Source organism: Bacillus sp. AFS017336 (assembly GCF_002555445.1).
GTDB lineage: Bacteria > Bacillota > Bacilli > Bacillales > Bacillaceae_G > Gottfriedia.
Genome location: NZ_NUCO01000017.1, coordinates 139,894 through 152,552 on the forward strand (window position 1 = coordinate 139,894; position 12,659 = coordinate 152,552).

10 protein-coding genes are annotated in these 12,659 nt (G+C 32.9%); 4 read left to right on the forward strand and 6 right to left on the reverse strand.

Features of this window, described 5'->3' with window-relative positions:
• Position 1 precedes the first annotated feature (1 nt).
• The 4 genes from CN601_RS09030 to CN601_RS09045 all read right to left on the reverse strand — a co-directional run bounded on the left by CN601_RS09030 (position 2) and on the right by CN601_RS09045 (position 4,797).
• Positions 2–943 carry an ABC transporter permease gene (locus CN601_RS09030; protein ID WP_098118676.1) on the reverse strand — a complete coding sequence of 314 codons (942 nt, stop codon included), beginning with the start codon at positions 941–943 and terminating at the stop codon, positions 2–4.
• A gap of 199 nt (positions 944–1,142) precedes the next feature.
• Positions 1,143–1,592 carry an Lrp/AsnC family transcriptional regulator gene (locus CN601_RS09035; RefSeq protein ID WP_098170837.1) on the reverse strand — a complete coding sequence of 150 codons (450 nt, stop codon included), beginning with the start codon at positions 1,590–1,592 and terminating at the stop codon, positions 1,143–1,145.
• A 279-nt stretch (positions 1,593–1,871) separates the two neighbouring features.
• Complete coding sequence (locus CN601_RS09040) at positions 1,872–4,052, reverse strand: YhgE/Pip domain-containing protein (RefSeq protein WP_098170838.1); 2,181 nt, start codon at positions 4,050–4,052, stop codon at positions 1,872–1,874.
• A gap of 154 nt (positions 4,053–4,206) precedes the next feature.
• Positions 4,207–4,797: a TetR/AcrR family transcriptional regulator gene (locus CN601_RS09045; RefSeq protein WP_179865498.1), complete on the reverse strand. Its 591-nt coding sequence runs from the start codon at positions 4,795–4,797 to the stop codon at positions 4,207–4,209.
• A 289-nt stretch (positions 4,798–5,086) separates the two neighbouring features.
• Here CN601_RS09045 and CN601_RS09050 point away from each other — a divergent pair, with 289 nt between their 5' ends.
• Together CN601_RS09050 and CN601_RS09055 are read left to right on the forward strand one after the other, a co-directional pair.
• Positions 5,087–6,520 carry an alanine/glycine:cation symporter family protein gene (locus CN601_RS09050; protein ID WP_098118680.1) on the forward strand — a complete coding sequence of 478 codons (1,434 nt, stop codon included), beginning with the start codon at positions 5,087–5,089 and terminating at the stop codon, positions 6,518–6,520.
• 245 nt (positions 6,521–6,765) lie between these two features.
• Positions 6,766–7,551, forward strand: coding sequence for a hypothetical protein (locus CN601_RS09055; protein WP_098170840.1), 786 nt, complete (start codon positions 6,766–6,768; stop codon positions 7,549–7,551).
• 735 nt (positions 7,552–8,286) lie between these two features.
• Here CN601_RS09055 and CN601_RS09060 read toward each other — a convergent pair.
• Positions 8,287–9,045 carry an SDR family oxidoreductase gene (locus CN601_RS09060; RefSeq protein ID WP_098170841.1) on the reverse strand — a complete coding sequence of 253 codons (759 nt, stop codon included), beginning with the start codon at positions 9,043–9,045 and terminating at the stop codon, positions 8,287–8,289.
• Between the two features lie 28 nt (positions 9,046–9,073).
• Complete coding sequence (locus CN601_RS09065) at positions 9,074–10,516, reverse strand: DHA2 family efflux MFS transporter permease subunit (RefSeq protein WP_373604965.1); 1,443 nt, start codon at positions 10,514–10,516, stop codon at positions 9,074–9,076.
• Between the two features lie 271 nt (positions 10,517–10,787).
• On the opposite strand from CN601_RS09065, the gene CN601_RS09070 reads away from it, so the two are divergent.
• Together CN601_RS09070 and CN601_RS09075 are read left to right on the forward strand one after the other, a co-directional pair.
• Positions 10,788–11,372: a TetR/AcrR family transcriptional regulator gene (locus tag CN601_RS09070; RefSeq protein ID WP_098118683.1), complete on the forward strand. Its 585-nt coding sequence runs from the start codon at positions 10,788–10,790 to the stop codon at positions 11,370–11,372.
• 226 nt (positions 11,373–11,598) lie between these two features.
• The gene (locus CN601_RS09075) at positions 11,599–12,645 is read left to right on the forward strand and encodes a helix-turn-helix domain-containing protein (RefSeq protein WP_098170843.1); all 1,047 of its coding nucleotides are present in this window, start codon (positions 11,599–11,601) and stop codon (positions 12,643–12,645) included.
• Positions 12,646–12,659 lie beyond the last annotated feature (14 nt).

Here is a 12,659-nt window from a genome sequence, read left to right on the forward strand (position 1 = left end):
ATTAATCGTAGCTAATTCTTGGATCTATAAATACGTATAAAATATCAACGAATAAGTTTACGATTACAAATAGAGTTGCCACTAGTAATACTGCCCCTTGAACCATTGGAAAATCTCTAGATGCAATTGCATCAATCATCAATCTGCCAACGCCGTTAATCGCAAATACTTGTTCAGTAATAATTGTTCCTCCAAGAAGAAATCCGAAATTTAGTCCAATTACAGTAATGACTGGAATCATCGAATTCTTTAATGCATGAATCCAAACAATCGATTTTTCTTTTACACCTTTTGCTCTAGCAGTTCGTATGTAATCTGCTCGAATTACCTCAAGCATAGAAGAACGGCTCATTCTTGCAATCATAGCAGCTGAAGCTGTCCCTAATGCGATGGCTGGTAAAATAATTTGCTTCAGCCCGGCTAATGTCCAAATTGGTGAATCTAATCCCCCAACAGGCAATATTTGTAAGTTAACCCCAAATATGAGAATTAGGATCGCCCCTAGCCAAAAGTTAGGTACTGATATACCTGCAAGTGCAATAATTGTACTTGATACATCCATCCACGAGTTTTGCTTAAGTGCAGAAATAATGCCAGTTACTACTCCGATTATTACCGCAACAACCATACTCGCGATTGCTAAACTTAATGTATTGGGAAAACGAATTGAAATTGCCTCTGCAACTGACTGTTTCGTTTGAAAGGAATATCCAAAATTCCCGTGTAATACACCTGATAAATAATGCCAATATTGAACAAAAAAAGGATCATTCAATCCCAAGCTTTCTCGAATGGCACTAAGATCGGCCTTCGTTGCTGTAGGTCCTCCAATGACTGCAGCTGGATCACCAGGTGCTAAATGCATCGAAGCAAAGACTAAAAAAGAGATACCTAGTAAAAGTAAAAACAATTGGAACAATCTTCTCAATATGAGTGCTGCCATCTTTCCACCTACTCCATTTGTAAGTATATTAATTAAAATCACATACGTTTGTTAACTAATGATAATAAATAACCTAACAATGTAAATTTAATTATTTTCGATTATACCCCCGGTAGACAGAATATTCTATAATTTTATGAATTTTTACAAAAAATAGTAAAAAAAACCGAGAGATACGACATCTCTCGGTTAAAAATACCTATAACTTTAGTCCATTTCTACTTTTAAATCTTCGCAACAGTATATGACTTTCTACTCTCGTAATACCTTCTAAAGCATATAATTCATTATTTATAAATTGTTCTAATCTGACAAAATCATCGACTAATACATGCATATGTAAAGTACTTGGACCCGTCATTTGATAACAACTAGCTACAACAGGATTATCTACGAGTGCTTCAGCTACTTCTACTAAGAAAGCTGGTTCACAATCAACCTCAAAGAAAGCAGATACTCCTTTTCCTACTTTTTCAGAATTAATAACTACCGAGAATCTCTCTATAACCTCGTTTTTTATTAATTGATTCACACGCTCACGAATCGAAACTCTTGATAAGTTGAGTTCTTTTCCAATATCGGCGTAAGACATCCGACCATTTTTAGTGAGCATCTCTAAAATTCTTTTATCAACCTCAGTTAACTTCATTTATTCACCACTTTTCCTACGAATGAAAACGCTTCCTTGTTTTTTTATATTTAATCGAACTTAAATGCACCCCTATATAATTACCATGTTAAAGTTTACCGATAATTACTTTACAATGTAAAGCAAAACTAAAATTTTTCCTTCAATATGCCCATTTTTCATCTCTAATTTTACAATAAAATATTCCCCTAAAGATACTGGATTTTTATTTCATTTATAGTAAAAAAGGATTGAAATCTTTTTTTAGTTAGACTTCAATCCTTTTTATTAATTTATGATTTATGCTTCGATTTCACTTAGTTGTTTTTTCTTTGATAATTTAACGCTAACTGCAAATGTTACATTTGTTAGGATGATAAATAGCACTGCAAATCCACATAAATAGTAGACTTGATCCCATACAAATCCTTTGCTAACAGAATTTGAGATTAACTCCCTAAATCCTTTTATAGCGTATGTCATCGGTAAATATGGATGAATCGTTTGGAAAAATGTCGGTGTTAATGAAATTGGGAAAGTACCTGAAGTTCCTCCAATTTGTAATAACATCATTACAAACACAAAATATTGTCCTATATTCCCTAATGTAACTGTTAAGAATTGAATTAATGAGAAGAATGTTAAGCTAGTGATGATTGTAAACAGAACGAATAATCCTACGTTTTTCACATCAAGACCCATACCGTAAATTAAAACGATATCCGCTACAATCGATTGCATAATCCCCACAAAAATTAGAACGCTATATTTACTAAAGAACCAAGCTAAACCAGTTGTTGGAGTGATTGAGTTCTTTCTCATTGGATAAACTGAAGTGAACATTAATCCACCTGCAAATAATCCAATTGATAAAATATAAGGCGTTAATCCAACACCATACTCTTTAACATTATTGATTTTATGAGCAACTAACTCTGTTGGTTGTGCAAAGAACTGATCGGTTTTATCACTTGTTTTAACTTTGTTTACTTCATCTCCACCATCTTTTAATGATTTATGAAGTTCATTCGTTCCTTTTGATAAATCGCTTGCACCTTTTAATAAGTCTCCAGACCCATTATATAGTTTATTTGTTCCATCAGATAGTTGCTTAGAACCATCATTTAGTTGATCAATACCTTGAACTAGTTGGTCTCCACCTGTATTTAATTTACCTAAACCTGATGAAAGTAATGAGCTTCCTTCACTTAATTGTTTAGTGCCATTGTATAAATCATTATTTCCCCCGGCTAATTGATTCGCTCCGTTAGACGCTTGTTGCAATTTACTATTAAATAAACTTAAATTTGAATTTAGTTCTTTTTGTCCTGCAAGTAAATTATTTGAGCCTTCATATAATTGACCTTGCGCTGTAGCAACTTGATCGATACCAGCTTTAATTTGGTTACTTCCTTGCGAAAGCTGATTTAAGCTATTTGAGATTGCTTGTAATTTTTGTAAATCTTCCTTACTTAATGAGCCATCTTGTAATCCACTAACAATTGATTTTAATGCGTTATTTGTAGCACCAAGGTTCTCATTAAAACCTGCCTCGCTTTTTTGCAGTTGGCTTGCACCTTCATAAGATTGTTTTAATCCAGCATTTAATTGATTACTTCCAGATTCCAACTTAGAAGACCCTGCTTCAATTTTAGTTCCACCATCAACTAACTGTGACAGACCATTATTTAATTCACTAGAACCGGCTTTTAATGTGCCAGTACCTTCTAGTAGTGCGTTTAAACCAGTGTTTAATTTATTTGCTCCATCATTTGATTGTTTAATCCCATCTGAAAGTTGTGTTGCGCCACTTTTAAGCTGACTACTTCCGTTTTCAAATGTTAGCATGCTATCATTTAATTTTTTTAAATTTTTATTTAAGACATCTGTTCCATCTGTTATTTTTGATGCGCCATCATTGATTTTACCAGCACCATCAGTTGCCTTTGTCATTCCATCGCCAATATCCTTGAAGTTATCAAAGACAGATTTAGCATATTGCTCTGTAATTTCTTTAGAGATATTAGCATTTACTTCTTTCATTGCATTAGTACCGATTTGTGCACCTACATAGTTTTTGCCCGCATTCGTGTAATAATTTAACTTCATTTTTTTCGGTTTTTCGTCTAATAACGTAGCTGCATTTTTAGAGAAATTAGAAGGGATTTCGATGACCAAATAATATTTTTCATCGTTTAGTCCATCCATTGCCTGTTTTTTACTTGTCACTTTCCATTTAAAAGATTTATTATCTTTTAAACCATCGACAAAATCCTCCCCGACATTAAGCTTTTTATCATTAAACTCAGTACCTTTATCATTATTAATAACTGCGACAGAAAGTTTCTCTGTTTTGTTATAAGGATTCCAGTAAGCAGATAAGAAAATTAATGAGTATAGCATCGGTACAAGTCCAATTGCAATGATTGTTGCTATAGTCATTGGCTTCTTAAAAATATTTTTCCATTCTTGTTTAAACACAATATCACTCCCCTTTTAGACTGATTGACCGAATTTATATTTTGGTCAATTTTTGTCATTTAAATAGTTTAATACTCCCTTTTATAAAAAAATAAAAGGTTATACTAAACCATTCTCCCGTTTTATTCATTAAAAACTAAATACATATTCATGTTTATTCAGGACTTTTATTTCCTATTAAACCAAATAAAATTAATTGCACCATTTTATTGATAGCATCATCTGTTATATGCATTGGATCTTTACCCATTACACTCTTTTGCAGATTTAGAATCGATATAATTGTCGTAATCATACTTAAGCTTAGTATAGGAATTTCTAAATGCAGATTCGTTTCTTTTGCGAGCATTCTAGCTTCAATTTCTTCTTCAATTGGTGTTTTGCGATAGATTTGTTGAAAGAAAATTTCTGATAACTCAGGATGGCGTAAAGTTTCGCTTATCAAAATTTCAATTTGATTTCGATTCATCTCTACCCATTTAATTCGTTTCTCTACATATAATCTAAGCAAATCTTCAATCGAATAGTTACTAAAATCCTCTTCCATCCAAACGTCTTGAATATCAGGCTTTACGCAAGTAATTAATACATCTAATTTACTTTTAAAATACTTATAAATTGTTGCTTCAGAAATTTTACTTTCCTTTGCAATTTGATTAATTGTCGTTCCATCATAGCCGTTCTTCGCAAAAAGCTGTTTAGATTGTTCTAATATATGATGCTTTGTTCTTTCACCCTTATTCACCATTTACCTCCTTACGAATTAATGTTAAAAAAGGAATTAAACCTATATTTTAGCATGCCTCAAAAAAAGTAAGTGTTTATTCACTTTTCTAGTATATTAACCGAAAATCATTTCGTCAACAAAAAAGTAAGTGAACGCTCACTTTTTTAATCTTTTTTTAATTCAACCTAATTTCATTAAAATTTCATTAAAAAACCATTGTCATCATCAGCGTAATAATTTATTATTACACTTTATAGTCAAAATTATCGTATAATTTTGCGAATATTCATACAAAGGAGAGGGATTCATGACAGAATTGGTTACAGTAATCAACGACTATCTATGGGCTAAATTAATTGTCATTTTATTAGTTGCAATTGGCCTATTTTTAACAGCGTATTTAGGATTTATTCAGTTTAAATTCTTCCCTGAAATGGTTCGATTATTAGCTGATGGTCGAAACAGAGACAAAAGTAAAAAAACGGTATCTTCATTACAAGCATTTATGATCGGAATGGCTGCACGTATTGGAACAGGTAATATTGCGGGTGTTGCCACTGCAGTAGCATTGGGTGGACCAGGCGCAGTATTTTGGATGTGGTTAATGGCATTAATTGGTTCAGCCTCAGCATTTGTAGAAAGTACTTTAGCTCAACTTTATAAAGTGAAAGATGGTTCTTCATGGCGCGGCGGGCCTGCTTATTATATGGAAAAAGCTTTAGGTAATCGAAAGCTTGGTGTTATTTTTAGTATTTTAATTACGTTATCTTTTGGTCTTATTTTTAATGCAGTACAAGCAAACACGATTGCTGCTTCTATTAATAATGAATTCGGTGTAAATACAAAAACTACAGCAATTGTATTAGGAATTATTACAGCTTTAATTATTTTTGGTGGCGTACATTCAGTTGCAAAATTCTCAACTGTTTTAGTTCCAATTAAAGCTGGTGTATATATCATTTTAGCTTTATGGGTAATGATTTCGAATTTTGATATTTTACCAAGCGTTTTCGGTGCAATTTTCTCTGAAGGAATTTTTACGTTTAAACAAATGTTTGGTGGCGTAATGGGTGCCGCAGTTCTTCACGGGATTCGTCGCGGATTATTCTCAAACGAAGCCGGAATGGGTTCTGCTCCAAACGCAGCAGCAACTGCTGAAGTAACTCACCCAGTTAAACAAGGCTTTATTCAAGCTTTAGGTGTAATTGTAGATACATTCATCATCTGTTCATCGACAGCAATGATCGTATTAGTTTCAGGCGTATATAAAACAACTGAACTTACTGGTATACCTTTAACACAGGAATCTTTGCGCGCAAGTCTTGGAGACTTCGCTGCCACATTCGTCTCAATTTCAGTATTCCTATTTGCATTAAGTACTATTATGGGTAACTATTACTACGGTGAATCAAATATAAGCTTCATGAAGCATTCAAAAAAATCAATTTATCTATACCGTTTCGCAGTAATTGGAATGGTATTATTCGGAGCACTATATAGCGCTGAATTAATTTGGTCCTTAGCAGATATCTTCATGGGATTAATGGTAATCGTTAATCTTTACGCAATTACACGTTTAGCTAAAGTAGTAAAAGCCTTATTAATAGATTATATTTCTCAAAAGAAACAAGGTCTGGATCCTGTTTTCTCTGCTGATCAGATTGATAACATACCTGGCCGTGATCAGTTAGAGGCTTGGATTGATGAGAAGAAGGATGTTAAGAAGCAGGTTGGAAAATAAATTAAAACCATCATTCTTTGAATGATGGTTTTTGCTTTTTAATTCAGTAATTTATTCTCAGGTTAATTCATCTTTTATTTAATGGCACCCATGATTTTCATTATCTCTTCAAATGAATGAAAAACTCTTGTTCTATCAATTTACATTTTGTGAATACATTCACAAAACTTTCAATATACTCTTCTCCATCCTTGCTAAATATGTGTTAAATTATAAAAAAATTCAATATTAGGAGGAGTCTATTGATGAAAAAAAATTTACTAACCATCTCAATTATTGCTGTACTGACATTATCTCCAATCTCTTATACTTTTGCAGAAATAAATAATATTGATACAACCAATGCCTCGCTCAATTCAACAAATACTATAGTTTCTGATTTTAAAGCCACTGATAATTCATCAAGCTTCTCAATAGACAATGAAAAGCTTCAAATCGATTTCGAAGTTAAGAAAACTACCGATTCTTCATTTCAATTTAACACAGTTACTGATGAAACTGAGGTACATAATTTGTCTTATAATGAAGGTGATAACTTCCTTATATTAGATGGAGAAAAAATTGAAATCCAAAGAACATCCACTTATGACTTAACTTTAGCAGAAAGTACAGGAACTGATATTCTAAATCGAGCAAGTTCACCATGGGAACCAAAATATTTAGCGACATATGAGAATAGAGTATTAAAAACTTTTAATTCAATAGGACAAATTGCCACAGTTATTGGAGGCATTATTGGCATAAGTGCATTACTTGGTAGCTCATTATCATCTTCTAGATTAGCTACTTCTATCTCAAATTGGGTAAGTGCAGTTGGTTTTAGCACAGCACTTGCTGGGGGACTTGCAATGACTGTTTCAAGTTATTATAGCCTATATCAAACAACTGGATTAGTTCCAACTGGATACGGTTCAAATCATTATGCATACAGATATCAGAACATCGGTGCAAAATTTAACATGAAAAATAAAAATTTTGATACGGTTTATACCAGCATTGGGAGTTGGTGGTTTGCCACGAAGCCTTATTAATATGCTAAAAAAGTGAGGGATTAAAAATGACATATTCCATAAAAAAGAGGTTAATTGTATTTACTTTCACGATTAGTTTTGTAATCCTATGCCTAGTAATTAGTACAAATTCTATTTTAGCCCCATTCTTTTTTATGTTCGCTCTTTTACCCATCACCATTCTGAATTTTAAAATGAAGAGGTATAAGTGGGGTTTACTGTTTATTATTGCTTCTATTTTTATTACTCTATTAAGATACTTTGAATAAAAAAGGACAAAATATATGAAGCGATTTATTAAGAGAACAAAAAAATCATTTTATTACACTACCATTTTTTGGTTTTCACTGACTGTAATTCAAGTAATTTTAAATTTCGAACAGTTTTTAAGTGCTTTTGAAAAAGGACTTTACATCGGTCTTTTAGTACTACTTTCATCATTTATAGTACTGTATTTCGTGATTCTGTTAATAATTTCAATATCAAGTTGTTTTAGAAAAAGTAGCTAGATATTTGAAACAATAGTTTGTTTGAAAATCCCCAAATAATGACACCGCTCGAAATGGACCTCTAAGATATTCTCATTCTATTTTATATTTTAAAGTTTAATTGGAAGTAGATCCAAAAACATGAAAAAACCATCTAAAATTAGATTTATGATGGTTTTTTCAATGTTTATATCAAATTTGATCATGAAAGATTCGATATTTTAAAGGCAAACTTTTACTAATAGCACCCTACTATAAAATTCCTGCTTTAATATGCAGTCCAACCTGCATCCCCAGTAATAACAGTACCATTCACAAAACTCGATTCATCTGAAGCAAGGAATAAAGCGATCTTTGCAATCTCTTCTGGTTTACCCACTCGAGGGTTTATACCTAGTCCTGATTGAATTCGTCCCATACCAAACTCGTTGATATTTGTCATTGATGAGCCGATATTTGTTTCAACACCACCAGGGGCAATTGCGTTACAACGGATTCCATTCGTTGCGTACATGAATCCAGTATTCTTTGTAAATCCAACAACAGCATGCTTAGAAGCTGTGTATGCCGCTCCTGCTCTAGCACCTTGTAAACCGCCAGCGGAAGCTATGTTAATAATAACTCCATGCTCTTTTTCTAAAAAGATTGGTAAGGCTTTTCTAGTTGAGCGCATGACACTTGTTGTGTTTACTGCAAAAACTCTTTCCCATTTTTCATCTTCAATATCACCTGCAGGTTCAAAGTTATCCATTATTCCTGCATTATTAACTAGAATATCTAATGTGCCAAAAGTATTAACGGCAGAATCAATTAAGTTTTGAACATCATTTTCGAGTGCAACGTTTGCCATTACAGCTATTGCATCTCCATCGTTTGATTTTATTTCTTCAACGGTTGCTTTAGCAGCATCTACATTAATATCAGATACTACTACTTTTGCACCTTCCTTTGCATAAAGGACAGCGATTGCTTTCCCCATACCTGAACCTGCACCAGTTACTACAGCTACTTTATTTTGAAGTCTCACGATTATTCCTCCAATTAATTATGATGTTTTATGCTTTAACTGTTACTTTATCTAACTTAATAGATGCGTCTTCAGAAGCTGTTTGTTTCCCTCTTTTAATAAAGAAAGAAAGCAATAATCCAAGAATTCCTATTCCAACAATCACTAAATAAGCGTCATTTATTCCATTTATTGAAGCTTCTTTTATAAGCTGAGCTTGTGTTAAACCTTTAGTTGCCGCTGTAGGAATTAATTCTTGAATATGTGTTTTTGTACGGTCTGTCATAACTGTAACTAGAAGTGATGTACCCACTGCCCCAGCAACTTGACGGATTGTATTCGTAATTGCTGTACCGTGAGCATTTAATTGCTTTGGAAGTTGATTCAAACCAGCTGTCTGAATCGGCATCATCATTAAGGCCATTCCAATTCGGCGTCCAGTGGACATTAGAACTAGGTAAGTGTAGCTCGTTGAATCCGTTAAGTTTGTGAAGCCAAGTGTTGTTGCAATTGTAATAATCATCCCGAAAATAGCCAGCCATTTCGCACCCACTCGGTCGAAAAGCCTTCCAGTAACTGGCATAAGAAAGCCCATTACCAATGCACCTGGAAGTAATAGTAGACCCGACTCAACAGGTGTATAGCCACGAATATTTTGTAAGTAAAGAGGGAGTAGCATCATATCTGCATACATGACCATCGTTACTGCGATATTAATAACTGTCGTTAATGAGAACATACTAAACTTGAATGCACGCAAATCAAGTAAAGGATTTTTTGAAACTATTTGTCTCCAAGAAAAAAGTACAAGCGCTAAAATTCCAACAGCAATCGTAGTAATGACTTCGGCGCTCTTCCAGCCTAGGCTTCCAGCTCGACTGAAACCATATAGCATTGCACCGAAACCGACTGTCGATAATGTTACGCTAAGTAAATCAAATTTTGTTACGACACGATCGGATACGTTACGTAAATAAATAAACCCAAGTACGATTACTAAAATAGCAAATGGAATCATTCCGTAAAACATCGTTTCCCATTTGTAGTTTTCCATAATGTAACCTGCAAGAGTAGGTCCGATTGCTGGTGCGAAAATAATCGCAAGCCCGACCATCCCCATTGCTCCCCCACGTTTTTCTGGTGGGAATATTGTCAAAATAACATTCGTAAGTAGTGGCATAATAATTCCTGCACCTGCAGCCTGAATCAATCGCCCTGTTAACAAAACAGGAAAGTCAGTCGCAATTGCCGATACAATTGTTCCTGCTAAAAAGATAATCATTGAAGCTTGATAAAGCTGGCGCGTAGTGAAACGTAGCATTAAATATGCTGTAATCGGGATTAACACACCATTTACTAGCATGTAACCTGTTGTTAACCACTGTGCTGTTGCTGCCTTGATTTGAAAATCAACCATTAGCTCAGGAATGGCAACACTCATAAGCGTTTGATTTAACGTTGCTAAAAAAGCACCTAAAATCAATATGAACATAATAGGTCCTTTTTTTATTGAATTTGTGTCTGAAACAGTAATTTTACTCAATCCCCCATCAACTCCTTCTATCTTTATCATGGACATAATTTACAAAGTGTTTAATAATTAACATGATATAAATTAATTATAGTTATATAGTTAGTTCTTACAACCAACAATATTTGTAGAAATGTATTGTAGTTATCACACTTTTTAGTTCTGTAGCAAAAATCCAACTTAATATACACATCTAAAAAAATTGTAAATTTTATGGAAAAGGTGATTTGATTTGAAGGATAAAATAAAAGTAGACCCTAGGATCATTCGTACACGCCAATTGATTAAAGATGCATTTATCGATCTACTTCATGAAATGGATCTAAACAAAATCACAGTTAATCGAATTGCTGAGCGTGCAACCGTTAACCGAGTTACATTCTATCTACATTATCGTGACATACAAGATATGATGGAGAATATGGCTTTGGAAATGGGCGAAAAGCTTGGCCAAATTATGAGGGATTCAACGGATTATAAATCTATAGAAGAAACAGATTCAGTGAAGCTTTTAAAATTGCTCGAACATATAGCTCAGAATGCTAAATTTTATAAAGTAGTTCTTGCCTCTACTAAAACACCTATCTTTACGGAGCAATTATTAAAAATCATTACCGAAACAATAACGCAAAGAAGAGAAATTGATTCCTTACATATTAAAACTGATATTCAAAAGGATATTATTATTTGGTACGGATCATCAGCATTGATCGGTACAATTGTATCTTGGTTAAGAAATGATATGCCCTATACTCCGCAATATCTAGCAAAGCAACTATCTATGCTCTTTAGAATCGGTAATAAAATAGAGAAATAATTCAACGTAAGGTAAAAAAATGAAGTTCGGGAAAGGGATGGCAAAAAATTACTTCCTTCTCCCCCTTTCTTTTCCTGCTTTTTCCTTTTTACCAGTTCTTAACATATCTTTAAGTATTACTTCACATGCTATACCACTATTCTAAATATACTAATTTTGTTGTTAAATGTAGAATTTTAGTATTAGGTACTATTTTTGAAACCTAGAATGGGAGGAGGACTTAGTTATGTATGAAGGAAAAATCATTAAATTTTATCGAGAAAAGTACAAGCTAACGCAAGAACAATTAGGAAAAAACATTTGCTCCGTTACCCATATAAGTAAAATAGAGTGTGCTCAAACAAAGTACGCACCAGAAATACTAAATTTATTATCACAAAGACTTGGCATTGATATGGAATTAGAAGTAACAAATTTTACGAATATAAAACAACGTTTACTTCATTGGCATGATGTTATTATCATGCAATTATTCGAAGAGATGGATCAAATCTATTATGAATTTGAAATGGAAGAATTAATTCAAATCTCTGAATATAATGATATGTATCAGCTGCTAAGAGCTAAATATTTTCTAGTGTATGATAAATGTAATGAAGCATTTAAAATCATCAAAAAGATTCAAAAAAAAGAAGATAAATTAGCACAATATGAAAGAAATTTATTAAAGCATATTTTAGGAATTTATTATTTAGCAAAACAAGAATATAGTAAAGTAATCCAAATTTTAAAATCGATCGATAATACAATTTATAAAAACCCTGAATATAATTACCATTTAGCATCGGCTTACCATACTTTAAATGCTCCTGTACTAGCCTATTATTATGCTGAAAAATCTCATCATTTTTTCAAACAAATCAATAACTATCTTAGAGTGATTGACGCTGAAATGTTGATGATTATACAAGTTCAAGGTGATACATTAGATGAAGAAATTATTAATCGTTTTAAAAATTTAATTAGAAGTTGCGAACTATGCAATGCACCTGAGCGAAAAGCAAAAGTACTGCATAACTTAGCTTATGAATTATATAGAGGTAAACATTATAAGGATGCTAGTAAATACTACAAAGAATCGATGTTACTGAAGGATTCCGAATCTGCATCATATTTACTTTCATTAGAAGGTTATATTCGAAGTTCATTTGATGGTGGTTCATCTAATATCGAAGAGCTTATTCATGGCACAGACTCTGGACTACTTATAGCGAAGAAAAATAACTATACTTTATATATACACTTATTTAAACTTTTACTTTATTTATTATAAATGTCAACCTAAGT

Excerpts from the sequence above, each read along its gene's own strand:
- CN601_RS09030 (WP_098118676.1), bottom strand. The coding sequence starts at position 943 with ATGGCAGCACTCATATTGAGAAGATTGTTCCAATTGTTTTTACTTTTA.
- CN601_RS09035 (WP_098170837.1), bottom strand. The coding sequence starts at position 1,592 with ATGAAGTTAACTGAGGTTGATAAAAGAATTTTAGAGATGCTCACTAAA.
- CN601_RS09050 (WP_098118680.1), top strand. The coding sequence starts at position 5,087 with ATGACAGAATTGGTTACAGTAATCAACGACTATCTATGGGCTAAATTA.
- CN601_RS09055 (WP_098170840.1), top strand. The coding sequence starts at position 6,766 with ATGAAAAAAAATTTACTAACCATCTCAATTATTGCTGTACTGACATTA.
- CN601_RS09065 (WP_373604965.1), bottom strand. The coding sequence starts at position 10,516 with ATGTTCATATTGATTTTAGGTGCTTTTTTAGCAACGTTAAATCAAACG.
- CN601_RS09075 (WP_098170843.1), top strand. The coding sequence starts at position 11,599 with ATGTATGAAGGAAAAATCATTAAATTTTATCGAGAAAAGTACAAGCTA.